The organism is Stenotrophomonas maltophilia, assembly GCF_047497515.2.
Lineage (GTDB): Bacteria > Pseudomonadota > Gammaproteobacteria > Xanthomonadales > Xanthomonadaceae > Stenotrophomonas.
The window spans coordinates 63,201-88,895 of the sequence record NZ_JAXAXL020000001.1 but is presented as its reverse complement, the minus strand read 5'-3'; the positions used below and the strand labels follow the sequence as shown (position 1 = coordinate 88,895).

Here is a 25,695-nt window from a genome sequence, read left to right as displayed (position 1 = left end):
TTCCCCAATCCACCGCGAGCGGACATATCGCCATCGCCGTTTCCCCATGCCCATGATGGATCCGATTCTGCCATGACCGGTACCCGCTACGACTGCCGGCTGCCGAAGCGCACCGGAGGCTTCGCCTCGGGCCGGTCCATCGACAAGGCACTGGGCGACCACGCCCTCACCTACCGCCTGTTCCGCCGCGACCACCGCCGTGCAATGCCCATGCACGCGGAAACCCTTCTTGCCCATAAAAACCGTGCTGTGATCGCCGGCCAACTGCGCCGGGGGCGCCGCGTCCTGAGCGACCAGGTGGACGACATCGATATGGTGGCGCTGCGGTCAGCGGCCTCGCGCGGCGTTTGGATAGCGATCCTAGCGCTTTGGCGCCATCGCAGAAGCAGTTGGCAAGAAGCTACTCACTTCTTGGTGGAGCGCGTCAACCCAGTCTTTCAGACTACGAAAGTCGTCTTTAATAGCCGCAACCTCTATGTTCGACGCGTCAAAACGGCTGCGGCAAATCGCAATGCAACTGCGTACGCGCCGGAGGCTATGTTCGATGTGAAAAAGCTGCACACGCTGCGACTCTTCGAAGACATAGCGATCAGGCACAAGAGGATTGACGGGCAAAGAATCCTCACAAACTCCAAAAAAATCTATCAGTGGCCGGAACGCTCTCTTGGAGAGAATCGTCGGCAAAAGATCAGCCTCAAAACTGTGCACCAGGGCTTGCGCATATGTTGCCGCCTCCAAGTCCATCACCCAGCGCTGGTGCTGAGCTCTCTTTCTCTCGAACTCACCAAGCAGCCCTGCGTCTACCTCTCCCTTTCGATGAAGATAAGTCATCAGCGCAATCACGCCGGCAATGAAACCGACCACCCAAGTTCCGATCGCAGCGGATACGCCTGCGTAAGCGGCAATTGCATCCCACCACACCACGCAGTCATCGACGCCCAAAGGACTGCACCGAAAAACTCCATCAAACCACTTCATTCCCTGATCCCCCTGTGGACTCGCCAGCATTCTGCCACGCAGTCGCGCCGGGTGGAGAACTGCCATGGCTGACCAGCTGCTCACCGCTGCAATGGTCCACATGTTCGCCCTGGCCGGGTTCATGGCCGACATCGACACCCTGTGGGCGATCAGCCGCGCATGCCGCGCCGCCCGAAATGGGCTGCGCTGGTGCTGGCGGAGGTGCGCTCATGGATAAGAAGCCGGACTTCATCATCTGCGACCCGCAGCCCTGTGCGTACCAACGCCGCGACGAACTCCCCGCAGACACTGGCGGCCTTAGCAAGTGGCATGAGATTGGCCGGGATTTCTATATGGAACTTGAGCGGTTGCAGAAGGACGCCCCGGGTGTTGTGCGGGGGATCCAACTGCGAAAGCTCTATGCGGCAAAGGAGGACTGACGATGCGAGTCCTGATCGCCTGTGAGTACAGCGGCGCTGTCCGGGATAACTTCCTTGGGGGGGCACGAGGCCATGAGCTGTGACCTGTTACCGACGGATATTCCTGGACCGCACTACCAGGGCGACGTGCGCGACGTGCTGGATTACCCGTGGGATCTGATGATCGCCCACCCGCCCTGCACCCATCTGTCGGTCAGTGGCGCGCGGCATTTCGAGGCCAAGCGCATGGATGGCAGGCAGCAGTCGGCGGTGTCGTTCTTCATGATGCTGGCGAAGGTCGATATCCCGATGATCGCCATTGAGAACCCGGTTTGCATCGTGTCCTCGACGTGGCGCCAGCCGGACCAGGTTATTCAGCCTTGGCAGTTCGGGCACGGGGAAACCAAGGCTACGGCGCTGTGGCTGAAAGGGCTGCCCCGCCTGACTCCAACGAACATCGTGGAAGGCCGAGAGGATCGCACCCACCGCATGGCGCCCGGGCCTGACCGCTGGAAAGAGCGCAGCAAGACCTATCCCGGCATTGCTGCAGCGATGGCGGACCAGTGGGGATCAATTCTGCACCTGCGGAGGATGTCCGCATGAACACCGCCACCGAGCAGCTGCGCGCCGCGCTGGCCACGAACTGAAGGAGACCAGCATGCAACTGATGACCCCCGAGCGGTGGCTGGCCCGTTACTTCGAAGAAGGCAGCCGCCCGTCTATGCAGGTGCTGCAGCGGCTGCTGCGGGAGGGCAAGCTGCCCGGCCGCAAGGTCGGCGGCACCTGGTTCATCGACGAACACGAATGGCTCGCCGGCGGCGATGATCTTGTCGCGCGAGTATTGGGTGAGGCAGCCTGACGATGGCACCGAGACAACGAAGCAAGAGCCGCCAGGGATGGTCGGCCAACCTGTATCCCAATCGGGAGGGGTTCAAGTACCGGCACCCGGTCACGAAGAAAGAGACGTGGATGGGCACCGACCAAGCCCGCGCGTTCGCCGCGGCCAAGAAGCTCAACGCGCTGCTGATCCCCACCAACGACTTGGTCGCGCGGGTCATCACGCCCGGCGAGACGGTGGCTGATGCGATTGTCGTGTTCCGCCGCGATGACGTGCCCGGCAGGAAGTGGGCGCCGAAGACGGCCGAGGTCTACGAAAGCGTGATCCGACGCATCGAGGCCGGGCTGGGTTCGAAGGCAGTGGCCGACGTGACGGTGAAGGTGTGCGCCACCTTCATCCGCGAGGTGACCGAATCCGACCGCGCGCGCCAGCAGTTCCGGCTGGTGTTGGGCTGGATCCTTGCCTGCGCCGTGGAAGAAGGCTAGATAGATACAAACCCCGCTCTGGCGACGCGCCGGTTCCAGCACGAGCGGAAGCGCGTGCGCCTGACGCTCGACGTGTACCGTGCCATATGGGACCAGGCCGCACCCTGGCTGCGCAACGCCATGGACCTGTCGCTGGTGACGCTGCTGCGCCGCGAGGACGTGGTGACGGTGAAGTTCTCCGACGTTCGTGACGGCCACCTGTGGATGGTACCGTCGAAAACCGAGGGCTCGACGAACGTTCGACTACAGATCGCCGTGGCCGGGCCGCTGCTCGACCTGCTGACGCGATGCCGCGATGACGTGGTTTCGCCGTTCGTGATCCACCGACTGCCGGAGAAGGCCAGGCCCAGCGACAAGCGCGCGAAGGACCGAGCGCACCACACGCAGGTGTTGCCCGAGCAGCTGTCGCGTGCGTTCGCGAAGGCACGCGATGCTGCCGGCGTGGGTGGCGAAGCGCCGCCAACCTTCCATGAGATCCGCAGCTTGGGCGGCGCGCTGTTGCGCGATGCGGGCTGGACGACCGAAGAGGTGCAAGTATTGATGGGGCACGCTTCCAAGTCGATGACCGAGCACTACTTGGACGGCCACGACGCGCCTTGGACGGAAGTCCACGCAGGTGCGGACCTAGTCCGGTGATCGCTTACGATTCGGGACAGGCTATGACTATCTAACGGAATGAGCATTTGCCCGAATCAATGGCAATCCGATCACGCATCCAGCGCCCGCAGTAACGCGCGTGATCGGCTGTGGACAGTACCGCTAGCTTTGTAGGAATTCCCCTACACCCTTGTTCCCTCTTCAAGTGGCAGACTACGTATCGTTACGCCACCGAGGCGTAAGGCCAGCATTGCTAGAGGGGGCAGCATGGTTACGTCAGCAAAAAAGGCTGGGAACTCCAAAAAGAACGGGTTTCCCACTGAAGTCAGCGCAGCTCCGAACAAGGACTTCTTTGTTGAGATGCTCACGCGAGACATTGAACTGGGGGATGCAATTCTTGACTTGCTCGACAACTGCGTCGACGGAATCGTGCGCGGAATTAAGTCAAAGAAACCCAGCACCAAACCATACTCCAAGTATTATGCAAACATAACCATAAATAAGAACAAGTTCGAAATTGAGGACAACTGCGGCGGCATTCCACTAGAACTGGCGCGCAGCAAAGCGTTTCACATGGGGCGACCACCAGGGCACTCTGACGACGCGGCTACCGTTGGCATGTATGGCATCGGGATGAAGCGCGCCATCTTCAAAATTGGGCAGAATACTGAGGTGAAGTCCAGAAATGGCGACGACGCGTTTGCGGTCACCATTTCAAAAGCTTGGCTTGCAAACAAGGATGAGTGGAATCTGCCAATCCGGAAAGTGCCACTTGCACAAATGAAAGCCGAAGGAACCATAATCTCAATTACGGACCTTCGCCCCGAAATCGCTCGTCGCTTCGACCCCAGCAAAGATTCGTTCGTCGAAGACTTTTCAACCTTCGTCTCACAGCACTATTCAATCATCATCTCCAAGGGATTCACCGTCCGAATCAACGGGGTCGCGGTCAGGCCTACCCAATTCCGACTATTAATGAATGAAAAGGGGAGCAAGTCGGCCGCTGGCGGCAGAATTGCACCGTTCGTGGTGGAAACGAACATCCAAGGCGTTGCAGTCACGATTGCGGTTGGTCTATATAGAAACCTTCCGTCAGAAGACGAAGTCGAGCGTGAGCAAGAGGAACGGGCAAGCAAAGATGACGCCGGCTGGACGATTGTTTGCAATGATCGCGTCGTAGTCTATAGGGATAAGACTCGACTCACGGGCTGGGGCGAGGCGGGTGTGCCCGCGTACCACAGCCAGTTCATTGCTATATCTGGCATCGTAGTGATGCAGTCAACGGATCTTTTCAAACTCCCCCTGACCACGACCAAACGCGGCATCGATCCTTCTTCAGAAGTATTCTCAATAACGAAGGATTTCATGCGCGAGGGAATTAAGTATTTCACAAAGTTCACAAACCGCTGGAAGCGCCTCCATCAGGACCGCGATAACTTATACAAATCGTCTGACCTGCATTCACTTGACTCCATAGTCGCCAATATTCCTGCTTCGGACCGGACTATTATTCGCGCGTCAGCGAAAGGTGCCGGAGGCACGAAGTACTCGCCGAAGCTCCCCTCTCCTCCAACAGTGGAGAAAGAAGTTCGAGTTACCTTCTTTAGGCCTAGAGCCCAGATTGAGCTCCTCTCAATGGCGCTTTTCGACGAGCCGAATGTCTCGCCCTCAGACGTCGGACTCGCTTGCTTCGAACGGGTGTTCGAAGAGGAAGGCCAGTAATGTCGGTCCAGGCATTCTCGTATCAACTTCGACCCGGAAAATTCATTGACCGAAGTCTGTTCATTGAACTACTTCAATTGCTTGATCGCCAAGGCTCCAAAGCAGGCTCCTTACGTGAGGCAATTTACATCGGATTTGGCGGTCCGTGCATGGAGGATCACAGAGCACTTCATGCCGCACTTGGCTTGTCGAAGATGATATCGATCGAGAACGATGCAAACGTCTTTCTGCAACAGCAATTCAATCGCCCGCTGAGGGAGATCAGCTGCCTACAAATCGATGCCAAGGACTTTGTGGACGAGTTCGACGCTCATCTGCGTGACCACAAGGTGGCCGCCTCGGCTAGGAAGATTATTTGGTTCGACTTCGAGAAATCTGAAGAGCTGTCTGGACAGCTCCAGTCCCTTCAAAGCCTAATCGGGTTGGCCAACGCGGGCGACGTGCTTCGACTCACCGTGAATGCCCATGCATCTGCTCTGGGCAACATGCGTGAAGGTGAGCAGGAACCTAGCCTGAGAGCAAGGCGGCTGAGCAAGCTTCGTCAGCTTCTAGGAGATTTTGCGCCTGCTGATCTCAATGAGGACTCTACCAAGGGTAGAGAGCTGCCCAAGGCAATTCACTCCGCCATCAAGTTGGCCGCACTCGCTGCGACGAGTCGCTCCGGCAAGACATTTCTTCCTCTGCTAACTGTGAGCTACGCCGACGGCCAAACGATGCTAACGGTTACAGGCATCGTACTTGAGGACGATAATGTGAAGGCGTTTCTTGATGCTACAGGATTGAGAAAATGGGCATTCTACGCGGACGGCTGGGACAAGATCGAGAACGTGTCCGCTGCGCCATATCTCACCCTCAGGGAGCGTATGCACCTCGACCAAGCTGTAATGGGGGGGCGCAACAAGCTGCCCGTCAAACTTAACTATCTAAGAAATGTCCAGAATGTTGGCGGAGAGATTGAGTTAATAAAACTATACAGACGGTACCAGCGGTTCTTCCCCCGCTTCCAGCACGTCGAGATCTGACACGCTCCGGCCGGCGACCATCGGGCCGGAGCTACATTAGCGAACGCACACGCTTAAGGATCGCTTCCGCCAAGAGTGGACTAACGCTGTTTCCTATCTGTCGGAACGAGTGCCATTTGGTTGGATGAAACTGAAACCAATCGGGGAACCCCTGGAGACGTGCAGCCTCGCGGGGTGAGATCACTCGAGCATGCCTGTGATGGATCGGGCGCACAGCTTGAAAGCTTCCCCGATCAGACGCAGTTCCCGCGCGCAATGTCGGGCACAGACCATCGGCTTTGAGCCTAGGGGCTCGGGAAATCTTGTCAGTGCCACCTTGGGGAACCAAGCTAAAGCGCGCAGTAACCTCGGGGCTATGGATCGTTCCCAAATTCCCCGAAACTAGTTTTTTGTCGCGGAGACATGCGATCGACTCCGCACAGCCTACCCCTGCTGGGATGTGCCCTACAAGTCGAGCGTAGAACGGATCTGACTGATCTAGACCCTTTACGACTCTCCAACCCTGCTCTGCGGACTGCCAGCTGCTGCGCACTTGAGGCAGACCAGCCAAGGCGGCACCCACGGTCACCGCCTCGCGCTCGACCTTGAATAGCTCATCCGCCGAGATGTGGCCAACAGATCCCGGGTCGTAACCAAAGAAGAAAACTCGTGGGCGGCTAGTTGGAGCCCCCATGTCACTTGCTGCGACCTGGCGAATAGGCAAGACAATGTAGTCGGCTGGGATAAGTCGAAGTGCGGCCTCTACGACTGACCTGTTTCTATCTGCGAGTATTCCTGGAACGTTCTCTGCGAGGAAGAATCGAGGCCTAATTTCGCTAACGAGTCTGAAGAAATCAGAGAACAGGTTGTTCCTCGGATCCTGCGGGTCGCGCTTTCCCATGTCACTGAATCCCTGACACGGCGGACCTCCTATCAATCCGTCCAAACGCCGACCATCCAGCTTTGCCGCCTTCAAAAGTTCGTCGCCAGTAACCTTACTGACATCCCAATTTAGGTGATTTGCCTTTGGGAAGTTCACAGTGTGCGTAGCAATTGCGATCGGATCTAGTTCCGCCGCAGCGGCGATGTCGAAGCCCGCACGAGCAGCCCCGAGGCTCATTCCACCTACGCCGGCGAACAGATCAATCACTGAGAACTTCTGGCGCAACGAGTCGGAATTGTCGATTTGCTGGGCCAAGGCCGCCTTCCTGTGGTTTCTTTGCGCAGATTATAAGTCGCCCACCTTATCAAGTCGATCGACGACGGCTCCCACGCTTTGACAACCTCCTAACACCCGCCCGCGCAGCTGGTATGGCGTGCATAGGGTGGAGATAAGGTGGAGATAGGGTGCAGAAAGAAAAAGGCTCGCACGACGAAGTGCAAGCCTTTGATCTTATTACCAAAATTGGTCGGGACGGCCGGATTCGAACCGACGACCCTCTGCCCCCCAGGCAGATGCGCTACCAGGCTGCGCTACGCCCCGACTGATGCTGCGATGTGCCCGCCAGTGCGGCGGGCCGTGAAGTATAGCGGATTACGAGGGAAATGGGATCAGCGGCGCAGCAACTGCAGCACTTCTTCCAGCTCCATGCGCACCTGCTTGATGATCTGGTTGCTCAGCGCCGATTCCTCGCGGGCATCGGGACCGTCCAGTCGCAGGCGTGCACCGCCGATGGTGTAGCCCTGTTCGTACAGCAGGCTGCGGATCTGCCGCACCATCAGCACGTCGTGGCGCTGGTAGTAGCGGCGATTGCCTCGGCGCTTGGCCGGTTCAAGGCTGGGAAACTCGGTTTCCCAGTAGCGCAGGACGTGCGGCTTGACGTCGCACAGCTCGCTGACCTCACCAATGGTGAAGTAGCGCTTGGCCGGTATCGGCGGTAGTTCGCGGTTACTGCCCGGATCCAGCATAAGCTTCCACCCGCTCCTTGAGCTTCTGGCCCGGACGGAAGGTCACCACCGTACGGGCGGAAATCGGAATTTCCTCGCCGGTCTTGGGGTTGCGGCCCGGGCGCTGGTTCTTGCGCCGCAGGTCGAAATTGCCAAAGCCCGACAGCTTCACCTGACGTCCCTGTTCCAATGCTTCACGCAGCACATCGAAAAACGCGTCGACGAATTCCTTGGCTTCCCGCTTGTTCAGACCGACTTCGTCGAACAGCTTTTCCGCCATCTCCGCCTTGGTCAATGCCATTGCCTGCTACCCCCGAGTGCTGCCCGCTCAGCCGCGGATCCGGGCGTGGTGTTCACGCTCGATGGCAGTGACCGCCTCGGCCACCACCGCATCCACGTCGCGGTCCGTCAGAGTGCGCGACTTGTCCTGCAAAATCAAGCCCATAGCGAGACTCTTGAATCCCGGCTCGACGCCCTGGCCGACATAGCGATCGAACAAGTTCAGGTCACGCAGCAGCGGGCCGGCGGCCTGGCGGACGGTGGCGGCCAGATCGGCCCAAGCCACCTGTTCAGGCACCAGGAACGCCAGGTCACGGCGCACCGCCGGGTAACGGGACAGCTCGCCGGCACGCGGCAGGCGGCGGGCGGTCAGCGGTTCCAGATCCAGCTCGAAGGCGTAGACGTCGGCCTCGATCTCCATTGCCCGGGCCAGGCGCGGGTGGATCTGGCCGATCCAGCCGATGGCCACGCCATCGCGGAACACCTCGGCCGAACGCACCGGGTGGCCATAGGCACGCGCCGACGGGCGGAACTCCAGCTGCGCACCGCTGGCGGCGGCCAGCGACTCCAGGTCGCCCTTCAGGTCATGGAAATCGACCTTGCGGGCCGGCAGGCCCCACTGCACCGCCTGCGCATCACCGCAGACCGCAGCGGCCACGCGCGGGGTTTCCAACGGTGCCGGTTGGCCGTCGCCGACCTGCTGGGTGAACACGCGGCCGATCTCGAACAGGCGCACGCGGCTCAGCTGGCGCGCGGCGTTGCGGCCCAGCGTGGCGACCAGGCCCGGCAGCAGCGACGGGCGCATCACCGCCAGCTCCGCCGACAGCGGGTTGGCCAGCGGCACCAGGCCGTCGCGCAGCTGCCACTGGGTCAGCAGCACATCGTCGACGAAGGCAAAGTTGACGGTTTCCTGCTGGTCACGGGCGACCAGCTGGCGACGCACGCTCAGTGCATCCAGCTGGGTCTCGCTCGGCATCGCGACGCGCGAGGCACCGCCCGGCAGCGTGGTCGGGATCTGCTCGTAACCGTGGATACGGGCCAGCTCTTCAATCAGGTCTTCTTCAATGGCAACGTCGAAGCGGCGGCTTGGCGCGGCCACCTGCCAACCGTCGGCCGTCGCGCTCACGTCCATGCCCAGCGCGCGCAGGATGCGCTCGACTTCGGCGTCTTCGATGGTGATGCCGAGCACGCGGGTGATGCGCGCGCGGCGCAGCACGATGGTTGCCGGCTGCGGCAGATCGGCCTCACGCACGGCCTCGGTGACCGGTGCCGGGGTGCCGCCGGCCAGGTCCAGCACCAGGCGGGTGGCGTATTCGATGGCGGTGCGCGGCAGTGCCGGATCGACGCCACGCTCGAAGCGGTGGCCGGCATCGGTGTGCAGGCCCAGCTTGCGGCCGCGGCCCATGATCGCGGCCGGTGCGAAGTGCGCGGCCTCCAGGAACACGGCGGTGGTCGTGTCGGTGACGCGGGTGTCGAAGCCGCCCATCAGGCCAGCCAGGCCGACCGCACGGTCGGCATCGGTGACCACCAGGAAGCTGTCGTCCAGCGCGGCATCGCGGCCATCCAGCAGCTTCAGGCTCTCGCCGGCACGCGAACGGCGCACCGCGATGCTGCCCTGCAGGGTGCCGAGGTCGTAGGCGTGCATCGGCTGGCCCAGCTCCAGCATCACGTACTGGGTGATGTCGACCAGCAGCGAGACCGGGCGCACGCCGCTGCGGCGCAGGCGCTCGGCCATCCACAGCGGGGTCTTGGCCGCAGCGTTGACACCTTCGATGACACGTCCCAGGTAACGCGGCGCCTCGGCGCCTGCGTCCAGCTGGATCGACAGCTCACGGCTGCCGACCGCGGCAATGGCATCGGCGGCGAAATCCAGCACTTCGCTGCGGGTGGCCGCGGCGACGTCGTAGGCGATGCCACGCAGGCTGAAGCAGTCGGCGCGGTTCGGGGTCAGCTTGATCTCGATGCTGGCGTCCGGCAGGCCCAGGTAGTCCACCAGCGCCTGGCCGACCGGGGCGTCATCGGGCAGTTCCAGCAGGCCGGACGCATCGTTGTCCAGGCCCAGTTCCTTGGCCGAGCACAGCATGCCGTTCGACTCGACGCCGCGCAGCTTGGCCGGCTTGATCTTCAGTTCGCCGATCTGCGCGCCGACCATTGCCAGCGGCGCGACCAGGCCCGGGCGCGCGTTCGGCGCGCCGCAGACGATCTGCAGCAGCTCGCCCTGCCCGGCATCGACCTTGCACACCTGCAGGCGATCGGCTTCCGGATGGCGGACGGCCTCGACGATGCGCGCCACGACCACGTGATCGAGACCTTCGCCCAGCGCGGTCACCTCTTCCACTTCCAGGCCGATGGCGGTCAGCACTGCGCTCAGTTCATCGCGCGTGGCGGAGGTCGGGACGTGGCTGCGCAGCCAGTTTTCGGAGAATTTCATGGTGTCATCCTGGTGGGCCCGGCGCATGCGCCTGGGCCTGCGAATTTAAGAGCCGTCGAGCAAGCTCGACGCTACGGACCGGCGCTTACGCGAACTGTTTCAGGAAGCGCACGTCGTTCTCGAAGAACGCGCGCAGGTCGTTGACGCCGTAGCGCAGCATCGCGAAGCGCTCCACGCCCATGCCGAAGGCGAAGCCGGTGTAGCGCTCCGGATCGATGCCGACGTTGCGCAGCACGTTCGGATGGACCATGCCGCAGCCGAGCACTTCCAGCCAGCGGGTGCTGCCATCGGGCTGCTGCCAGGCGATGTCCACTTCCGCGCCCGGCTCGACGAACGGGAAGTAGCTGGGACGGAAGCGCATTTCGAAATCGCGCTCGAAGAAGGCACGGACGAACTCGGCCAGCGTGCCCTTCAGGTCGGCGAAGGTCGAATGCTCGTCCACCAGCAGGCCTTCGACCTGGTGGAACATCGGCGAGTGGGTCTGGTCGCTGTCACTGCGGTACACCTTGCCGGCGGCGATCATGCGCAGCGGCGGCGCGTGGTCGCCCATGTAGCGCACCTGCACACCGGAGGTATGCGTGCGCAGCAGGCGGCCGTCGCCGAAGTAGAAGGTGTCATGCATCGCACGCGCCGGATGGTGCGGCGGGAAGTTCAGCGCTTCGAAGTTGTGCCAGTCATCCTCGATCTCCGGCCCTTCCGACAGCTCGTAGCCCAAGCGGCCGAAGATGCCGGTGATGCGCTCCAGGGTGCGGGTGATCGGGTGCAGGCCGGCGCGCTCGCCATTGCGGCCCGGCAGGGTGATGTCGATGGCTTCGGCCGCCAGGCGCGCATCCAGTGCCGCGTCGTCCAGCAGCGCCTTGCGCTCGCCCAGCGCGCGGGTCAGCGCATCGCGGGCTTGGTTGATCGCTTCACCGGCGGCCTTGCGCTCGTCGGCCGGCAGGGCGCCGAGCTGCTTGAGCTGCGAGGTGATGCTGCCACTCTTGCCAAGCAGGGCCACGCGCAGCTGTTCCAGCACGTCGGGGCTCTGTGCGGCGGCCACATCGGCCAGCGCCTGGGTGGTGAGGGATTGGATGTCGCTCATGGGGGGCCGGAACTCCAGTCGATCTGCCATCGCGATGCGCGAAGGGCCGACCCCTGTCGCCACCGCCGGTCCCCGCGCTGCCGCTGTGGCCACGCCGGGACCCAAAAAAGAATGGGGAAGGACTTGCGCCCTTCCCCATGCATTGCCTCTACCTGACACCGTTCACGCGGAACGGAAACGGCATCGGGAAGGACTTATGCCGCCAGCGCGCCCTTGGCCTTTTCGGCCAGCGCGGCAAAACCGGCTGCGTCGTGCACGGCGATGTCAGCCAGGACCTTGCGGTCCAGGGTGATGCCGGCCTTCAGCAGGCCGTTCATGAAGCGGCTGTAGCTCAGGCCGTTGATGCGGGCAGCCGCATTGATACGGGTGATCCACAGCGAACGGAAGTTGCGCTTCTTCTGCTTACGGCCGATGTAGGCGTACTGCTGTGCCTTGATGACGGCCTGCTTGGCGACGCGGAAGACCTTGCGACGGGCGTTGTAATAGCCCTTGGCGAGATCCAGGATTTTCTTGTGGCGGCGACGCGCCTGTACGCCACGCTTAACTCGTGCCATTTTTCAGTTCCTCAGAGGTAAGGGAGCATGCGGTCCAGACGGCCTGCGTCTTCTGCACGGACATGGCCCGTCTGACGCAGATTACGCTTACGCTTGGTCGCTTTCTTCGTGAGGATGTGGCTACGGTTGGCGTGGCCGCACTTGTACTTGCCCGAGGCGGTCTTGCGGAAACGCTTGGCCGCTGCCCGGTTGGTCTTGATCTTGGGCATTGCAATGTCCTTGATGGGATATGACCCTGGTTTCTGACTGATCTGGCGGCGGCCTGGGCCGCTCTTTCCGTCCTGCCATGATCGGCGTACGACCCGTCCTGGGTGGGTCGAGCCGGGCATGATACAGGCAAAACCGCCCTGCCGCCAGCCCTTTCAACCCCCTGACGCTGTACCACAAAAGCAAAGGGACGCCCGCGGCGCCCCCTTACCCTGAACCATTCAGCCAGGCGCCCCGCAAGGCAGCCCTTGCAGCCTCAGGTCTTCTTCTTCGGCGCGATCATCATGACCATCTGGCGCCCTTCCAGGCGCGGACGGGATTCGATGACGATGTCCTCGCCCAGATCGGCCTCGATCCGGTTGGCCATCTCGCGACCCAGTTCCTGGTGGCTCATTTCACGGCCACGGAAGCGGATGTTGACCTTGATCTTGTCGCCTTCCTCAAGGAAACCGCGCATCTTGCGCAGCTTGATCTGGTAGTCGCCCTCGTCCGTGACCGGACGGAACTTCACTTCCTTGATCTCGACCTGCTTGGTCTTCTTCTTGGCCTCGCTGGCCTTCTTCTGCGCTTCGAACTTGAACTTGCCGAAGTCCATGATCTTGCAGACCGGCGGATCGGCCTGCGGCTGGATTTCGACCAGGTCCAGGCCTTCATCTTCGGCCATGGACAGCGCTTCGTCGCGCGACAACACGCCGATCATTTCTCCGTCACTGCCGATCACGCGGACGCGCGGCACACGGATTTCCTGATTCTTGCGGTTCTGTTTGTTGTCAGGGGTGCTGATATTACGTTCTCCCAAGGGTATCGAACCGGTCCGGGTGCCTGTGCGCCCGGACCGGACCTTTGCTTACGCGCCCTCGGCGTGGAGCCGCTCGATGAAGGCCTGCAGGCTCATGCTGCCCAGGTCTTCGCCAGAACGCGTACGCACCGCCACAGCGCCGTTTTCCTTCTCGCGGTCACCAATGACCAGCAGGTACGGCACGCGCTGCAACGTATGCTCGCGGATTTTATAGCCGATCTTCTCGTTACGCAAATCCGAGCTGACGCGGAAGCCTTGCTCCGCAAGGGTTTTGGTCACGCCCGAGACGTATTCAGCCTGGGCGTCGGTGATGTTGGCCACCACCACCTGGGTCGGCGCCAGCCAGGCCGGGAACTGGCCGGCGTGGTGCTCGATCAGGATGCCCAGGAAGCGCTCCATCGAGCCGACGATGGCCCGGTGCAGCATGACCGGGTGCTTCTTCTGGCTGTTCTCGTCCACGTACTCGGCACCCAGGCGGCCCGGCATCATGAAGTCGACCTGCATGGTGCCCAGCTGCCAGGTACGGCCGATGGCGTCCTTCAGGTGGTACTCGATCTTCGGGCCATAGAAGGCGCCCTCGCCCGGCAGCTCCTGCCACTCCACCCCATTGCTGGACAGTGCCGAGCGCAGTGCGCCTTCGGCCTTGTCCCAGGTGGCGTCGTCGCCCAGGCGCGATTCCGGGCGCAGGGCGATCTTGACCTGGATCTCATCGAAGCCGAAGTGCTGGTAGACCGCCAGTGCCTGCTGGTGGAACGCGGTGACTTCCGCCTCGACCTGGTTTTCGGTGCAGAACACGTGGCCGTCGTCCTGGGTGAAACCACGCACGCGCAGGATGCCGTGCAGCGCGCCGGACGGCTCGTTGCGGTGGCAGGCACCGAACTCGCCGTAGCGGATCGGCAGGTCGCGGTAGCTGTGCAGGCCCTGGTTGAACACCTGCACGTGGCCCGGGCAGTTCATCGGCTTGAGCGCGTAGGTGCGCTTCTCCGATTCGGTGAAGAACATCGCGTCCTGGTAGTTGTCCCAGTGGCCGGATTTCTGCCACAGGCTGACGTCCAGGATCTGCGGGCAGCGCACTTCGCCGTAGCCGGTCTTGCGGTAGACCTTGCGCATGTACTGCTCGACCACCTGCCACAGCGCCCAGCCCTTGGGGTGCCAGAACACCAGGCCCGGCGCCTCTTCCTGCAGGTGGAACAGGTCCTGCTGCTTGCCGATGCGGCGGTGGTCGCGCATTTCGGCTTCTTCGATGCGCTTGATGTACGCCTCGAGCTGCTTCTTGTCGGCCCAGGCGGTGCCGTAGATGCGCTGCAGCTGCTCGTTCTGCGCGTCGCCACGCCAGTAGGCGCCGGAAATGCGGGTCAGCTTGAAAGCCTTCAGGAAGCGCGTGTTCGGCACGTGCGGGCCGCGGCACATGTCCACGTATTCCTGGTGGTAGTACATGCCCATCGCCTGGATGTCGTCGGACATGTCCTCGATCAGGCGCAGCTTGTAGTCCTCGCCACGGGCCTTGAAGATCTCGATCACTTCGGCGCGCGGCGTCACCTTCTTGATGACGTCGTAGTCCTGGGCGATCAGCTCACCCATGCGCTTCTCGATCGCGGCCATGTCGTCCGGGGTGAACGGGCGCTCGGAGTAGATGTCGTAATAGAAGCCCTCGGCGATCACCGGGCCGATGACCATCTTGACGTCCGGGTACAGCTGCTTGACGGCGTGGCCGACCAGGTGCGCGCAGGAGTGGCGGATGATCTCCACGCCCTCCTCGTCCTTGGCGGTGATGATGCGCAGGCTGGCATCGTGGTCGATGACATCGCTGGCATCGACCAGCACGCCATCGACGGCACCGGCGATGGTCGCCTTGGCCAGGCCGGCGCCGATCGACTGGGCGACGTCCATGACGCTGACGGGGTTCTCGAACTCGCGGCGGCTGCCGTCGGGAAGGGTGATATTGATCATCGCATTGGCTTCGTGCGGGGCCCGCGGGGCGGGCTGGAAAGCGCTCCCGGGGCGGCGCCCGGGCAACAAAAAAGCGCCACGAGGGCGCCTGGAACGCAGGGCCTTCGGGGGCAGGTCAACAGTGGGCGGTGGTAGTGCTCATGTCGCACGCTCGGCCGGCGCTGGGCGCGGGCCACCTTGTTCCAGTCCAGGGTTCAGCGTTGATCTTAAACCAGCGCGCGGCAAAGCCCAAGCCAGGCCGGCGGCCGCCCCGCCGGCGCGGCTGAATGGAGGCCGCTGGCGGGGTCAAATATCAATGATTACCATACGCAGGCGTTTATCACTCGCGTGTGGCGCGCCCTTTCCCGGCCCTGGATCCGCCCATGTATACGCAGTCGATACCGGCCCGCACCGGCCTGTTCCGTGCCCCGCTGTCCGTCCTGGCCATTGCGCTGGCCACTGTCGTGTCCGGCACGTTTCCGGCACTGGCCGCAGCCGACGAGGCGCGCACCCTGGACACCGTCCAGGTCACCGCGCCGATCGCCACCGAAAGCGGCAGCGCGACCAAGACCGACACCCCGCTGCGCGAGATCCCGCAGTCGATCTCGGTGATCACCGACCGGCAGATGCGCGACCGTGGCATCCATGGCGTGGAGGAAGCGGTGTGGTACACCGCCGGCGCCCAGGGCGGCCAGTTCGGCGAAGACACCCGCAGCGACTGGCTGCTGGTCCGCGGCTTCAGTCCGGCCCGCTACCTCGATGGCCTGGCCATGGTGGAAGGCACCTGGACCGGCGGATCGCGCCTGGAGCCCTATGGCCTGGAGCGCATCGACGTGCTGAAGGGCCCGGCCTCGGTCAATTACGGGGCAATGCCGCCGGGCGGCCTGGTCAACTTCGTCAGCAAGCGGCCGCACGCCAACCCGCAGCAGGAAGTGGAGCTTCAGGTCGGCAACTACGGCCTGAAGCAGGCCGCGTTCGACATCGGCGGCGCGCTCAACGACAGTGGCAGCGTGCTGTACCGGCTGGTTGGCCTGGCCCGCAACAGCGACAACGTGATCGACCAGGTCCATGACGACCGCTATTACCTCGCCCCGTCCCTCACCTGGACCCCGGACGAGGCCAATTCGCTGACTGTACTGGCCCGCTACCAGAAGAACGACACGGTCGAGACCGGTGGCTTCCTGCCCTACCAGGGCACGGTGGTGCCCGGAGCCAACGGGCGCTACATCTCGCGTCACTTCTTCAGCGGCGAACCCGGGGTCAACGACTACACCAAGGAAAGCGCCTCGCTCGGGTATGAATTCCGCCACGATTTCGGCGACGGCACCGTGTTCAACCAGAACGCGCGCTACAGCTGGGCCGAAGTGGATGCCAGCCACGGCAGCCTGGGCCTGTTCGGCCTGGAGTCGCCGGACAGCACGCGGCTGGTGCGCTACTACTACCCGCGCCTGGATACCTCCGAAAGCGTGGCCATCGACAACAACCTGACCTTCAGCTTCCACAGCGGCCGCGTCGAGCACACCGTGCTGGCCGGGCTGGACTATCGCCGCGCTCGCGACGACTACGCTTCGGCCTTCCTGTTCGGCGCACCCGGCATCGATGCCTACAACCCGGTGTACGGCGCGCCGGTGCAGGTGCCCGACTACACCTCGCGCCAGGTGCAGACGCAAAGCATGCTGGGCCTGTACCTGCAGGACCAGATCCGCATCGATCGCTGGCTGGTCACCCTGGCCGGCCGCCAGGACTGGGTCGGCACCGATACCGAGCAGCGTATCGGCACTGCGAGCCGCGCCCACCAGAGCGATGACAGGTTCTCCGGCCGTGTCGGCGTGAACTATCTGTTCGACAACGGCGTGAGCCCGTATGTGAGCTGGTCGCAGTCGTTCCAGACCACCATCGGTACCGACTACGCGGGGCGCGCGTTCGTGCCGACCACCGGCGAGCAGTTCGAGGCCGGCGTGAAGTACCAGCCCGAGGGCGGCCATCTGCTGTTGACCGCAGCCGCCTACCAGATCGAGCAGGACAACACGCTCACCGTCGACCCGCAGCACACGCTGTTCTCGATCCAGCAGGGCCAGACCCGCGTGCGCGGTGCCGAGCTGGAAGGCCGCTGGAACATCGGCCAGGGCCTGAGCGTGTACGGCAGCTACACCCGCCTGGATGCCAAGGTCCGGCGCAGCACCGATGCCGCTTCGGTAGGCAAGCGGGTGGCGCTGGTTCCGAAGGAAAGCGCGTCGCTGGGCGCCGACTACACCTTCACCGCCGGCGCGCTGAGCGGGTTCGGCTTCGGTGCCGGCGTCCGCTACAACGGCGGCATCTATGGCGACATCTACAACGACTGGTACACGCCGTCGTTTACCCTCATCGATGCCAGCGTGCACTACGACCGCGGCCCGTGGCGCCTGCAGGTCAATGCGGCCAACGCCGCCGACAAGAAGTACGTGTCGGCCTGCAACAGCGCGGTCTGGTGCTACTACGGCTACCCGCGCACCGTCACGGCCAGCGTGCGTTACCAGTGGTGAGCCGACGATGATCACGGTGGGCCTGTCGACGCTGGGTTTCTGCAGCCTGGCGGTGCTGTCGGCGATGTTTTCCGCGCTGGCCTTCTACGCCGCCTCGCCGCATTGCCGCTGGCCGCGGCTGCGCCGCGCCGGTCGCCTGGGCCGGCAGATCGGCCTGGTCGCCGCGGTCGCCTCGTTGTGGCTGTGGATGGCCGAACTGGGCGTTGCTGCCGGCCTGGTGGCGATGCTGTGCACCTGGATGCTGGCCGCGATGCTGCTGCCAACGCTGGCGGCCTGGCATCGGCCGGCCGCGGACACCCCGAGCAAGGAGCCGCGCTGATGTGGATGCGCGCCCTGTCGGGCATTTTCACCGGCTTCCTGCTTGCGGCCGCCGCCACCGGCCTGCTGACCTGGCTGCCGCCGGGGCCGTGGCCCAGCGCGGTGGTGCCGGCGCTGATCGCCTTCGTCCCGCTGTGGATGCTGGCGGCGCTGTGGGCCTTCAGTTTCCGCACGGTGGCGCGTGCTTGGCTGGTGCCGGGCGCCTGCGCCGGCGCCGGCTTCGCCGTGTTGTGGCTGCTGCGCCTGAGCGGCGCGGTGCAATGAGACAGAACGCATGAAATTCAGTTCGCAGACCCTGCGCACGTTCACCACCCTGCACACCTGGGTTGGCCTGGTTGCCGGCTTCGGCCTGTTCGTGGCCTTCTATGCCGGTGCGCTGACGTTGTTCCACCACGATCTGCCGCTGTGGCAGACGCCGGGCGCGGCCACCGTGCTGCCGGCGGGACTGGACGATGCGCAGTATCTGCTGGACGACGTGCTGGCCGTGCACCCGGAAGCGCGCCGCCATGTCGGCATGACGTTCCCCGGCGCCGATCACCCGCAGCCGCTGGCCTACTGGCAGGCTGCCGACGGTGGCTGGCGTTATGCCTGGCCGGGCCAGACCGGCGGCAGCCCGACGCCTCCGCAGGCGGGCCTGGCCGAACTGGTCAACGAACTGCACTACAGCCTGGGGCTGCCGGTGGCCGGCATCTACGTGATGGGCATCGTCAGCCTGCTGTACGGCATGGCACTGCTCAGCGGCCTGGTCATCCATCTGCCCAAGCTGTTCGGCGACCTGTTCGCGCTGCGCCCGGGCCGCAACCTCAAGCAGCTGTGGCAGGACGCGCACAACGTGATCGGCGTGCTCAGCCTGCCATTCCACCTGATGTTCGCGGTGACCGGTGCCCTGCTCTGCCTGGTCTTCATCCAGATCGCCCTGCTCAACCCGCTCATCTTCGATGGCAAGGCCATGCAGGTGGTGCCGGCGGCCATGGATACCGCGCCGGTGCGCGCGGCCAGTGGCGTGCCGGCTGCGCCGGGCCGCCTGCGCGAGCTGCATGCCCGCGCACTGGAAGTGGCGCGGGCGCAGGGTATTGCCGATTTTGAACCGGCCTACCTGAAGCTGGCCAACGGCGGCGACGCCAACGCCATCATCGAGATCACCGGCGAATCCAGCGGCACCCTCGGCCCGCTCGGCTCGGTCGCGCTGGACGTGGCCAGCGGCCGCGTGCTGGCCAGCCAGCTGCCCGGCCACCGCGACGCCAACCACGCCACGCTCAGCGCCGCCTACGCGCTGCACTTCGGCGAATTCGGCAACGGCGTGGTGGTCTGGCTGTACTTCCTGCTCGGCCTCGGCGGCGCGTTCCTGTTCTATTCGGGCAACCTGCTGTGGATCGAATCACGGCGCAAGCGCCGGCAACCGCAGCAGCCGCGCGCAGGGGTGAACATGGCCCGGGCCACGGTGGGCGTGTGCATCGGCCTGTGCGTTGCGATCTCGATCGCCTTCGTCACCGCGCTGGTACTTGAACGCGTGGCCCCGGCAGCGGTGGACCACGGCATCCGCTGGGCCTGCTTCGGCAGCTGGGCGGCGTGTGCGCTGTGGGCAGCGCTGCGCCGGCCGGCTCAGGCTGCGCGCGAACTGCTGTGGGCGGCAGCGATCGTGACTGCGCTGGTGCCGATCGTGCACGGCGCGGTCAGCGGCGACTGGCTGTGGCGTGCGGCCGCGAACGACCATTGGCCCCTGTTCTGGATCGATGCGATCGCCCTGGCCATGGCCTTCGGCTTCGCCCGCCTGGCAGTGGCCAGCCAGCGCCGCGCCCGCAACGGCGATCCCAATAGCGTCTGGGCGAATTGAGGCCTTCGTACGGCGTCCGGATCACGCGCCGCTGGGGTAACGGCTGACTTCGATCAGATTGCCGTCGGGATCGCGGAAGTACACCGACTCGATCGGCCCCAATGCACCTGTGCGCGGCACCGGCCCCTCTTCCACCACGACAGCCTGCGCGCGTAGATGGGCCAGCACTTCGGCAATCGCCGCGCCCGTAACCAGGCACAGATCGGCACTGCCCGGCGTGGGCTGCGCGGCATGCGGCTGCAGTGGTGCACTGGCCGGGTGCAGGTTGATCTTCTGCTGGCCGAACTGCAGCGCGGTGCGGCCGGCGCCGAAACGCACGACCTGCATGCCGAGCACGCGCTGATAGAAATCACAGCTGCGTTCGATGTCGGCGACGGTGAGGACCAGATGGTCGAGGCGGTCGATGAGGATCATGCCCGCAGCGTAACGCTGCGGGCGTTGCCTTGCTGTGCGGCCCCGGGCCGATGGCGTTGCCGATCGCGCCGGGCTTCGCCCGGCATCGGCGGGCAACTCAGTCGCCGACGCGTGCCTTCTGCCAGGGGCCGAGCATGGCATTGAGCAGGCTGGCCTGTTCGTCGTCGCCCGTCAGCTCCCACATGAACACGCCGGCCAGGCCTTGCTCGCGGGCGAACTGCGCACGCAGGCCGATCGAGCGCGGGTCTTCGTAGCTGATGAAGATCTTCTTTTCCGGGTTGTACAGCCACGGGCTCTGCGCCTGCGCCTGCCAGTGCTTCGTCCAGCCGGGCTGGTCCAGGTAGCGCGCCTTGATCACCCGCCAGTCGCCGGCGTCGGCCGGTGCGCTGTAGGGTTGATACAGGCCATCGGGCGCATCGCCGGTGACCTTGAATGCGCGCCCGTAGAACGGCACGCCCAGCACCAGTTTATGGGCCGGCACGCCATGGTCGCGGTAGTACTGCACCGCGCCGGCCACGTTGTTCCAGCGCCGCAGTTCCGGTGCCAGCGGATCGGCCTGCACTTCCTGCAACGGGGCATTGAAGGTCGATACCGCCGAGAAGCCGGTGCCCATGTCGTAGCTCATCAGGTTGATGAAATCGAACACCTTGGCCAGTGCCGGCAGGTCGTAGCTGGCGGCCGGATCGTACGGGCCATCGGTCTGCAGGCGGCCGGCGGCCAAGGCGGCGGTCAGCAGCATCGGCTGACCCTGCTTGCGCCCGCGCGCGTCGAGTGCGACGCGGAACGCCTGCGCGAGCTTGGTCAGGTTGGCGCGATCCTGCGGGCGGTGCGCCAGTTCCTTCGGCCCACCGCTGACCGGGAATTCCCAGTCGATGTCCACGCCATCGAAGCTGCCGGCATGGCGATCGAAGAACAGCGCCATGCAGGAATCGACCAGGCGCTTGCGGCTGGCCTCGCTCAGCGCCGCATCGGAAAATCCGCCCGCGCCCCAGCCGCCGATGGAAATCAGCGTGCGCAGGTGCGGATGCGCCTTCTTCAGCTCGGCCAGCGCAGCGAAGTTCCCGGGTGCTTCGGCCCCGATCGTGCAGCGCCCGTCCTCGAGGGTGGAGAACGCGTAGAACAGGTGGGTCAGGCGCTCGGCCGGAATGCTCGACACCGGATAGCGCTCAGCCGAGCCACCCGGGTAGTACGCACCGAAGATCGGCGGTTGTGCCGGTGCAGCCTGCGCTGCGATGGGCAGGGCGCCGGCAATCATTACGGCAAGGACGGCCAAGGTCTGGCGGAACATGCGATCTCCTGGTTCAAAGGCGTCGCCACGTTAGCAAACCGATGCGCCTGCGGGACGGATGTCGCGGCATGTCGTCCGGCGGACAGGCGGCAGCCATTGAAATCTGCCACATCCCTGGCCGACCCGCGCCGAAAGCACGTCGCTGCAGGACAACATGCGACCCGCCTGGGCTATCGTGGCAGCGGATTTTCACCCGCGCATGGACATGACCGCAGAGCACAACGCAGACGGCGAACTGTTGGACGACGAAACCCTTGAAAAACTGCAGTCGCTGGAAGCGCGCGCCTATGCCGCGTTCGACGACGGCGATCTCGTCGATGCAGCCACGTTGTTCGGCAAGCTCGTCGAACTGACTCCCTGCATCCCCCATCTGCACTACATGCAGGGGCTGGCATACAAATACCTGCGCGACTGGCCGGCATCGCTGCAGGCCAACCTGCGCTCGGAGCAGCTGCGCGATGCGTTCGACCCGGCCACCGCGTGGAATGCCGGAATCGCCGCCACCGGTGCCGGCGACTGGGTGGAGGCACGTCGGCAATGGAACCGGTGCGGCATCACCGTGCCCGGCGACGCGGGGCCGATCGACGGCGATTTCGGCGTGGCCTGCCTGCGCCTGGCGCCGTGGTCCGCCGCCGAGGTGGTCTACATGCGCCGCATCGATCCGGTGCGCGCCCGCATCGAGAATGTGCCGCTGCCGGAAAGCGGCTTCCGCTTCGGTGACATCGTGCTGCATGACGGCGCCTCGACCGGCCACCGCAGCTACCGGGAGCAGAGTGTGCCGGTGTTCAATGCGATGCAGCGCCTGCAGCCATCGGACATGGCCACCTTCACCGTGTTCGTGCAGTGTGATTCAGCCGATGACATCGCTGCCCTGGAAGCCATGCAGCTGCCCGGCATCAGCATGGTCGAGGATTGGACCGCGACCGTGCGCAGGCTGTGCCGCCGCTGCAGCTACGGTACGCCGCACCAGCATGACGACGCCGCGGAGCGCGCGGATGGCTGGGCGCGCGCGCGCGATCTCGGCATTGCCGCGCAAGGGCGTGCCGCGGTGGAAAAACTGCTGGCAACGTGGGCCGCTGCGGCACCGGGACGCGTGCTGGAAGCCATCGAACAGCGCGAGCATCCGCCGAGTGACCCCGAGCCGGGCCAGGTCTGGTGGCTGGGCGAGGAAGAAGAGGAAGAAGATGCCCGGTAACGCCGAGCTTGCTCGACTTCGGCGATGTCTCCAACAGCGTGTCAACCAAGGTTGACACCTACCCAGGCGCGGCTGCAGGTGCGAGCGTGTCAACCCAGGTTGACACCTATCGAGGCAAGGCGCAGCGCGTTGTCGCACAAGGCCTTCAGAATTCTTCAGGCGGCTTTCCAGCACTTCAGATGCGGTGCTGGCTCAATCGGGCTCCCTTTCGATGGAGCCCGACGATGCGTCCGATCCTGCTTGCCCTGGCCCTGCTCTGCACAGCCCCCGCGCTGCCCTCCAACGCGCACCCCACGCCACCCGACCCGGCACGCCTGGCTGCACTGCGGCAGGCCATTGCCAGCGACGACCTCAAGCAGATCCGCAGCGTGCTGCTGCAGGTCGATGGCAGGATCGTCTACGAAGGCTATTTCAACGGCGCCGACGCGCAGACGCTGCATGACGTGCGCTCGGCCAGCAAAAGCGTGACCGCACTGCTGGTCGGTGCCGCCATCGGTGAAGGCCGCCTGCCGGGCGTGCAGGCGCAGGTCTACGATTACTTCCCCGCATTCACCGCGCGCCATGCGGTCGACCCGCGGCTGCGCAGCATGACCGTGCAGGACCTGCTGACCATGAGCAGCCTGTGGGAGTGCGATGACGAGAACCCGTTCTCGACCGGCCACGAGGAGCGCATGTACGTGGGCGAGAAGTGGCTGGACTTTGCGCTGGGATTGCCGGTGAAGGGCTTCGCACCGTGGATGCAACGCCCGCAGGACAGTCCACACGGGCGTGCGTTCGCCTACTGCACGGCCAATTCCTTCGTGCTCGGCGCCGTGCTTGAACAGGCCAGCGGGCAGCCCCTTGCGGACTACGCCGCGCGCGTACTGGAGCGCCCGCTGGGCATCAGTGAAAGCCATTGGAACCGATCGCCGGAGGGCATCGGCATGGGCGGCGGCGGCACCCGCTACCGCACCCGCGACCTGGCCCGGTTCGGCCAACTGGTGCTGGATGAGGGGCGCTGGGAGGGCCGCCAGCTGGTGCCGAAGGACTACATCCAGGCGATGGTGCGGGCGCAGGCGACCGCTGCCGATGGCAGCGATTACGGCTACCAGTGGTGGGGCCTGAAGCTGGATGTGCAGGGCTCGCCGCGCACGGTGTGGGCGATGTCCGGGAATGGTGGCAACTACGTGTTCGTGCTGCCCGAACAGCGTGCGGTCGCGGTGGTGACCAGCCAGGCATTCAACCGGAACTTTGCCCATCCGCAGTCGCGGCGCATCCTCACCGAATTCCTGCTGCCGGCGCTGCGCTGAGCGCAACCAGGTCGTCCGGCCGCCACGCTGCGGCCAGCACCTGCGCGCGCTGCCGGCCGATGTCCGAATCAAGGCGATCGAGCAGTGCCGGCCAGCCCGGCGCGCTGCGCAGGGGCGCAAACAGCGGCGTGACGCGCAGCCATGCCACATCGCGGAAGCCCTCATCAACGGCTTGGTGCAGCGCCGCCACGGCATCGTCGGCGCGTGCATCGGCCTGCAGCAGCAGTGCCCGCTCCATGGCCGCGTCGGGCCATCCGTCGCCAGCCCCCGCACTGGCGCCAAGCTGCTGCAGGCGCTCGGCGATCCAGCCGGGCGGGACGGGTTGCGCGCCCTGCAACGCCGCCAGGGTCTGCCCGAGTGACTGTTGGGGCCGCAGTTGGCGGCCGCGCTCGAAGGCGTCTGCCGCAGCTGACCGATCTCCGGCCAGCAGCGCCAGCTCCCCCTGCAGCCGCAGCAGCTGCGGATGCGGCGTGCCACGTGACAGCGCCTCGTCCAGCGCCTGCCGGGCCTGTTGCGGCGCGCCGGCCAGGTACAGGCTGCGCGGCCATGCGATGTTGGAAAAGACGTTGTCCGGATACAGCTGGAAGTTGCGGGCGTGGCGCTGCGCCGCCACCTGGGTGAAGCCCAGCAGCTCCAGCTCGCGCGCGACCTGCACGTCCCGGAAGCGCACGCGCTCGGGCGCTTTCAATGACAGGTTTTCGCGCAGCGCCGTCGCCAACTGGCCGCGCTCCTGCTGCAGGTAAGCCAGCGACGCGCGGCTGCGTTCGTCGCCCGGGTCAAGTTCAAGGGCGCGGGTATAGCCGGTGATCGCCTGGCGCATGTCGCCCAGGCAGTCCTGCGCGTATCCCCACAACGCGTGGACGGCGGCATCGCGTGGTGCACGCTGACGCTCCTGGTCGGCCAGGGCCAGCGCCTCCTTCATCTGGCTGGGCGTGCCGTTGAACAGGCAGCCCTGCGCCGAGAGGGCACGCGACAGGCCGCGCCGCGCCGGCGCCGAGTCCGGATCGGCCTGCAAGGCCTGCCGGTACAGGTGGATCGCGCGCTCGTTGTTGCTGGCCTGGCCGATCGCTGCGTAATAATCCGCGCGCTGCAGCAGCGGGTGCACGGCACCGCGCGGTGTCGGCCGAGTCCACACCAGCAGTGTGAGCGCCACGGCCAGCGCTGCGACGGCAGCTGCACCCCACCTGGCTCTGCGGCTCCAGCGCGAGCCCGCGGGCGGCGCGGTGGCGGGCAGCGGCGGCGCGCACAACTGGTAGCCACGGCCCCGCACCGAACGGATGTAGCGCGGGCGCCGGCTGTCATCGCCCAGTGCCTGCCGCAACAGCTTGACCCGCTGGCTGACCGCGTCTTCGCCGACCACCGCCGGCGCCCAGACCTGCGCAGCCAGGGTGTCAAAATCCACGACCTCGGTGCCATGTGCGAGGAGCACGTCCAGCAGGGTCCAGCTCAGGCCGCTGACCGGCAACGCTTCGCCGTTGCGGCTGACGCGTTGCGCCGGGCGATCGATGTCCAGGTCCAGCAGCCGCAGGTTGCCCATGAACGAAGCATACCGGCACGGCGGCGCCGGATCGCGGGCAAAGAAAAAGCGGGCCGAAGCCCGCTTTTTCATTTGCGAAAGCGTGAGGACCAACGGTCCTCACCCACCGCGA

At 64.7% G+C, this 25,695-nt stretch carries 27 protein-coding genes and 1 tRNA gene; 15 read left to right on the top strand and 13 right to left on the bottom strand.

From position 1 onward, the window contains the following. Positions 1 to 72 precede the first annotated feature (72 nt). From ACMZPQ_RS00420 to ACMZPQ_RS00380, 9 genes are all read left to right on the top strand, one after another. Positions 73 to 1,050, top strand: coding sequence for a hypothetical protein (locus ACMZPQ_RS00420; protein ID WP_197580475.1), 978 nt, complete (start codon positions 73 to 75; stop codon positions 1,048 to 1,050). After that, entirely contained in the window at positions 1,043 to 1,195 is a 153-nt protein-coding gene (locus ACMZPQ_RS00415; RefSeq protein ID WP_197580444.1) for a hypothetical protein, read from the top strand. The genes ACMZPQ_RS00420 and ACMZPQ_RS00415 overlap by 8 nt, the downstream gene beginning before the upstream one ends. Further along, positions 1,188 to 1,397 (top strand): hypothetical protein, encoded by a 210-nt coding sequence (locus tag ACMZPQ_RS00410; RefSeq protein ID WP_197580443.1) that lies wholly within the window; start codon positions 1,188 to 1,190, stop codon positions 1,395 to 1,397. The genes ACMZPQ_RS00415 and ACMZPQ_RS00410 overlap by 8 nt, the downstream gene beginning before the upstream one ends. 72 nt (positions 1,398 to 1,469) lie before the next feature. Then, positions 1,470 to 1,979 carry a DNA cytosine methyltransferase gene (locus tag ACMZPQ_RS00405; RefSeq protein WP_197580442.1) on the top strand — a complete coding sequence of 170 codons (510 nt, stop codon included), beginning with the start codon at positions 1,470 to 1,472 and terminating at the stop codon, positions 1,977 to 1,979. A gap of 55 nt (positions 1,980 to 2,034) precedes the next feature. Beyond that, on the top strand, positions 2,035 to 2,235 hold the full coding sequence (locus ACMZPQ_RS00400) for a helix-turn-helix domain-containing protein (protein ID WP_049441206.1): 201 nt from the start codon (positions 2,035 to 2,037) through the stop codon (positions 2,233 to 2,235). Between the two features lie 2 nt (positions 2,236 to 2,237). Next, the gene (locus tag ACMZPQ_RS00395) at positions 2,238 to 2,699 is read left to right on the top strand and encodes a phage integrase Arm DNA-binding domain-containing protein (RefSeq protein ID WP_312645751.1); all 462 of its coding nucleotides are present in this window, start codon (positions 2,238 to 2,240) and stop codon (positions 2,697 to 2,699) included. 54 nt (positions 2,700 to 2,753) lie between these two features. After that, positions 2,754 to 3,335 carry a tyrosine-type recombinase/integrase gene (locus ACMZPQ_RS00390; RefSeq protein WP_312645749.1) on the top strand — a complete coding sequence of 194 codons (582 nt, stop codon included), beginning with the start codon at positions 2,754 to 2,756 and terminating at the stop codon, positions 3,333 to 3,335. Positions 3,336 to 3,563: 228 nt separating this feature from the next. After that, positions 3,564 to 5,018, top strand: a complete 1,455-nt coding sequence (locus ACMZPQ_RS00385) for an ATP-binding protein (RefSeq protein ID WP_197580441.1) — start codon at positions 3,564 to 3,566, stop codon at positions 5,016 to 5,018. Beyond that, positions 5,018 to 6,040 carry an O-methyltransferase gene (locus ACMZPQ_RS00380; RefSeq protein ID WP_197580440.1) on the top strand — a complete coding sequence of 341 codons (1,023 nt, stop codon included), beginning with the start codon at positions 5,018 to 5,020 and terminating at the stop codon, positions 6,038 to 6,040. Before ACMZPQ_RS00385 ends, ACMZPQ_RS00380 begins: the two co-directional genes overlap by 1 nt. Positions 6,041 to 6,071: 31 nt before the next feature. On the opposite strand, the gene ACMZPQ_RS00375 is transcribed toward ACMZPQ_RS00380, so the two are convergent. The 10 genes from ACMZPQ_RS00375 to thrS all read right to left on the bottom strand — a co-directional run bounded on the left by ACMZPQ_RS00375 (position 6,072) and on the right by thrS (position 15,207). Continuing rightward, positions 6,072 to 7,169, bottom strand: coding sequence for a DNA cytosine methyltransferase (locus ACMZPQ_RS00375; protein WP_414486083.1), 1,098 nt, complete (start codon positions 7,167 to 7,169; stop codon positions 6,072 to 6,074). Positions 7,170 to 7,425: 256 nt separating this feature from the next. After that, a tRNA-Pro gene (locus tag ACMZPQ_RS00370) sits at positions 7,426 to 7,502 on the bottom strand. A gap of 68 nt (positions 7,503 to 7,570) precedes the next feature. Beyond that, positions 7,571 to 7,927, bottom strand: coding sequence for a MerR family transcriptional regulator (locus tag ACMZPQ_RS00365; protein ID WP_005410431.1), 357 nt, complete (start codon positions 7,925 to 7,927; stop codon positions 7,571 to 7,573). Next, positions 7,908 to 8,207 (bottom strand): integration host factor subunit alpha, encoded by a 300-nt coding sequence (locus ACMZPQ_RS00360; RefSeq protein ID WP_005410432.1) that lies wholly within the window; start codon positions 8,205 to 8,207, stop codon positions 7,908 to 7,910. The genes ACMZPQ_RS00365 and ACMZPQ_RS00360 overlap by 20 nt, the downstream gene beginning before the upstream one ends. A 27-nt stretch (positions 8,208 to 8,234) precedes the next feature. Further along, on the bottom strand, positions 8,235 to 10,616 hold the full coding sequence (pheT, locus tag ACMZPQ_RS00355) for a phenylalanine--tRNA ligase subunit beta (protein ID WP_197580438.1): 2,382 nt from the start codon (positions 10,614 to 10,616) through the stop codon (positions 8,235 to 8,237). Positions 10,617 to 10,701: 85 nt separating this feature from the next. Continuing rightward, positions 10,702 to 11,697 (bottom strand): phenylalanine--tRNA ligase subunit alpha, encoded by a 996-nt coding sequence (locus ACMZPQ_RS00350; RefSeq protein WP_197580437.1) that lies wholly within the window; start codon positions 11,695 to 11,697, stop codon positions 10,702 to 10,704. 194 nt (positions 11,698 to 11,891) lie between these two features. Then, a complete protein-coding gene (rplT, locus tag ACMZPQ_RS00345) occupies positions 11,892 to 12,251 on the bottom strand; it encodes a 50S ribosomal protein L20 (RefSeq protein WP_005410435.1) in 360 nt (119 codons plus the stop codon). An 11-nt stretch (positions 12,252 to 12,262) separates the two neighbouring features. Beyond that, positions 12,263 to 12,460 (bottom strand): 50S ribosomal protein L35, encoded by a 198-nt coding sequence (rpmI, locus tag ACMZPQ_RS00340; protein ID WP_005410436.1) that lies wholly within the window; start codon positions 12,458 to 12,460, stop codon positions 12,263 to 12,265. Between the two features lie 254 nt (positions 12,461 to 12,714). Beyond that, positions 12,715 to 13,257 carry a translation initiation factor IF-3 gene (gene infC / locus ACMZPQ_RS00335; RefSeq protein ID WP_080104334.1) on the bottom strand — a complete coding sequence of 181 codons (543 nt, stop codon included), beginning with the start codon at positions 13,255 to 13,257 and terminating at the stop codon, positions 12,715 to 12,717. Positions 13,258 to 13,305: 48 nt separating this feature from the next. Next, on the bottom strand, positions 13,306 to 15,207 hold the full coding sequence (thrS, locus tag ACMZPQ_RS00330; RefSeq protein ID WP_197580436.1) for a threonine--tRNA ligase: 1,902 nt from the start codon (positions 15,205 to 15,207) through the stop codon (positions 13,306 to 13,308). Between the two features lie 362 nt (positions 15,208 to 15,569). On the opposite strand from thrS, the gene ACMZPQ_RS00325 reads away from it, so the two are divergent. Genes ACMZPQ_RS00325 through ACMZPQ_RS00310 form a run of 4 tightly spaced genes read left to right on the top strand, consistent with a single transcriptional unit; the run spans position 15,570 to position 19,860 of the window. Then, positions 15,570 to 17,708 (top strand): TonB-dependent siderophore receptor, encoded by a 2,139-nt coding sequence (locus ACMZPQ_RS00325; protein WP_197580435.1) that lies wholly within the window; start codon positions 15,570 to 15,572, stop codon positions 17,706 to 17,708. A gap of 7 nt (positions 17,709 to 17,715) precedes the next feature. After that, entirely contained in the window at positions 17,716 to 18,027 is a 312-nt protein-coding gene (locus tag ACMZPQ_RS00320) for a hypothetical protein (protein ID WP_197580434.1), read from the top strand. After that, positions 18,027 to 18,290, top strand: coding sequence for a hypothetical protein (locus ACMZPQ_RS00315; protein WP_197580433.1), 264 nt, complete (start codon positions 18,027 to 18,029; stop codon positions 18,288 to 18,290). The genes ACMZPQ_RS00320 and ACMZPQ_RS00315 overlap by 1 nt, the downstream gene beginning before the upstream one ends. A 10-nt stretch (positions 18,291 to 18,300) precedes the next feature. Next, on the top strand, positions 18,301 to 19,860 hold the full coding sequence (locus ACMZPQ_RS00310) for a PepSY-associated TM helix domain-containing protein (protein WP_197580432.1): 1,560 nt from the start codon (positions 18,301 to 18,303) through the stop codon (positions 19,858 to 19,860). Positions 19,861 to 19,881: 21 nt separating this feature from the next. Here ACMZPQ_RS00310 and ACMZPQ_RS00305 read toward each other — a convergent pair whose 3' ends face one another. Further along, entirely contained in the window at positions 19,882 to 20,274 is a 393-nt protein-coding gene (locus ACMZPQ_RS00305) for a VOC family protein (RefSeq protein ID WP_197580431.1), read from the bottom strand. A gap of 97 nt (positions 20,275 to 20,371) precedes the next feature. Continuing rightward, positions 20,372 to 21,562 (bottom strand): glycosyl hydrolase family 18 protein, encoded by a 1,191-nt coding sequence (locus ACMZPQ_RS00300; RefSeq protein WP_197580430.1) that lies wholly within the window; start codon positions 21,560 to 21,562, stop codon positions 20,372 to 20,374. 199 nt (positions 21,563 to 21,761) lie between these two features. On the opposite strand from ACMZPQ_RS00300, the gene ACMZPQ_RS00295 reads away from it, so the two are divergent. Next, positions 21,762 to 22,757, top strand: a complete 996-nt coding sequence (locus ACMZPQ_RS00295) for a tetratricopeptide repeat protein (protein WP_197580429.1) — start codon at positions 21,762 to 21,764, stop codon at positions 22,755 to 22,757. 224 nt (positions 22,758 to 22,981) lie between these two features. Next, the gene (locus ACMZPQ_RS00290) at positions 22,982 to 24,046 is read left to right on the top strand and encodes a serine hydrolase domain-containing protein (RefSeq protein ID WP_197580428.1); all 1,065 of its coding nucleotides are present in this window, start codon (positions 22,982 to 22,984) and stop codon (positions 24,044 to 24,046) included. Here ACMZPQ_RS00290 and ACMZPQ_RS00285 read toward each other — a convergent pair. After that, positions 24,015 to 25,583 (bottom strand): winged helix-turn-helix domain-containing protein, encoded by a 1,569-nt coding sequence (locus ACMZPQ_RS00285; RefSeq protein ID WP_197580427.1) that lies wholly within the window; start codon positions 25,581 to 25,583, stop codon positions 24,015 to 24,017. The genes ACMZPQ_RS00290 and ACMZPQ_RS00285 overlap by 32 nt on opposite strands. Between the last annotated feature and the right edge of the window lie 112 nt (positions 25,584 to 25,695).

Coding starts and splice junctions, on each gene's coding strand:
- ACMZPQ_RS00410 (WP_197580443.1), top strand. CDS start 1,188: ATGGATAAGAAGCCGGACTTCATCATCTGCGACCCGCAGCCCTGTGCG.
- ACMZPQ_RS00350 (WP_197580437.1), bottom strand. CDS start 11,697: ATGAGCGACATCCAATCCCTCACCACCCAGGCGCTGGCCGATGTGGCC.
- ACMZPQ_RS00405 (WP_197580442.1), top strand. CDS start 1,470: ATGAGCTGTGACCTGTTACCGACGGATATTCCTGGACCGCACTACCAG.
- ACMZPQ_RS00290 (WP_197580428.1), top strand. CDS start 22,982: ATGCGTCCGATCCTGCTTGCCCTGGCCCTGCTCTGCACAGCCCCCGCG.
- ACMZPQ_RS00300 (WP_197580430.1), bottom strand. CDS start 21,562: ATGTTCCGCCAGACCTTGGCCGTCCTTGCCGTAATGATTGCCGGCGCC.
- ACMZPQ_RS00325 (WP_197580435.1), top strand. CDS start 15,570: ATGTATACGCAGTCGATACCGGCCCGCACCGGCCTGTTCCGTGCCCCG.
- ACMZPQ_RS00295 (WP_197580429.1), top strand. CDS start 21,762: ATGGACATGACCGCAGAGCACAACGCAGACGGCGAACTGTTGGACGAC.
- ACMZPQ_RS00365 (WP_005410431.1), bottom strand. CDS start 7,927: ATGCTGGATCCGGGCAGTAACCGCGAACTACCGCCGATACCGGCCAAG.
- ACMZPQ_RS00305 (WP_197580431.1), bottom strand. CDS start 20,274: ATGATCCTCATCGACCGCCTCGACCATCTGGTCCTCACCGTCGCCGAC.
- rplT (WP_005410435.1), bottom strand. CDS start 12,251: ATGGCACGAGTTAAGCGTGGCGTACAGGCGCGTCGCCGCCACAAGAAA.
- pheT (WP_197580438.1), bottom strand. CDS start 10,616: ATGAAATTCTCCGAAAACTGGCTGCGCAGCCACGTCCCGACCTCCGCC.
- ACMZPQ_RS00395 (WP_312645751.1), top strand. CDS start 2,238: ATGGCACCGAGACAACGAAGCAAGAGCCGCCAGGGATGGTCGGCCAAC.
- ACMZPQ_RS00285 (WP_197580427.1), bottom strand. CDS start 25,583: ATGGGCAACCTGCGGCTGCTGGACCTGGACATCGATCGCCCGGCGCAA.
- ACMZPQ_RS00385 (WP_197580441.1), top strand. CDS start 3,564: ATGGTTACGTCAGCAAAAAAGGCTGGGAACTCCAAAAAGAACGGGTTT.
- ACMZPQ_RS00310 (WP_197580432.1), top strand. CDS start 18,301: ATGAAATTCAGTTCGCAGACCCTGCGCACGTTCACCACCCTGCACACC.
- ACMZPQ_RS00420 (WP_197580475.1), top strand. CDS start 73: ATGACCGGTACCCGCTACGACTGCCGGCTGCCGAAGCGCACCGGAGGC.
- ACMZPQ_RS00360 (WP_005410432.1), bottom strand. CDS start 8,207: ATGGCATTGACCAAGGCGGAGATGGCGGAAAAGCTGTTCGACGAAGTC.
- ACMZPQ_RS00380 (WP_197580440.1), top strand. CDS start 5,018: ATGTCGGTCCAGGCATTCTCGTATCAACTTCGACCCGGAAAATTCATT.
- ACMZPQ_RS00320 (WP_197580434.1), top strand. CDS start 17,716: ATGATCACGGTGGGCCTGTCGACGCTGGGTTTCTGCAGCCTGGCGGTG.
- ACMZPQ_RS00315 (WP_197580433.1), top strand. CDS start 18,027: ATGTGGATGCGCGCCCTGTCGGGCATTTTCACCGGCTTCCTGCTTGCG.
- ACMZPQ_RS00400 (WP_049441206.1), top strand. CDS start 2,035: ATGCAACTGATGACCCCCGAGCGGTGGCTGGCCCGTTACTTCGAAGAA.
- ACMZPQ_RS00415 (WP_197580444.1), top strand. CDS start 1,043: ATGGCTGACCAGCTGCTCACCGCTGCAATGGTCCACATGTTCGCCCTG.
- thrS (WP_197580436.1), bottom strand. CDS start 15,207: ATGATCAATATCACCCTTCCCGACGGCAGCCGCCGCGAGTTCGAGAAC.
- rpmI (WP_005410436.1), bottom strand. CDS start 12,460: ATGCCCAAGATCAAGACCAACCGGGCAGCGGCCAAGCGTTTCCGCAAG.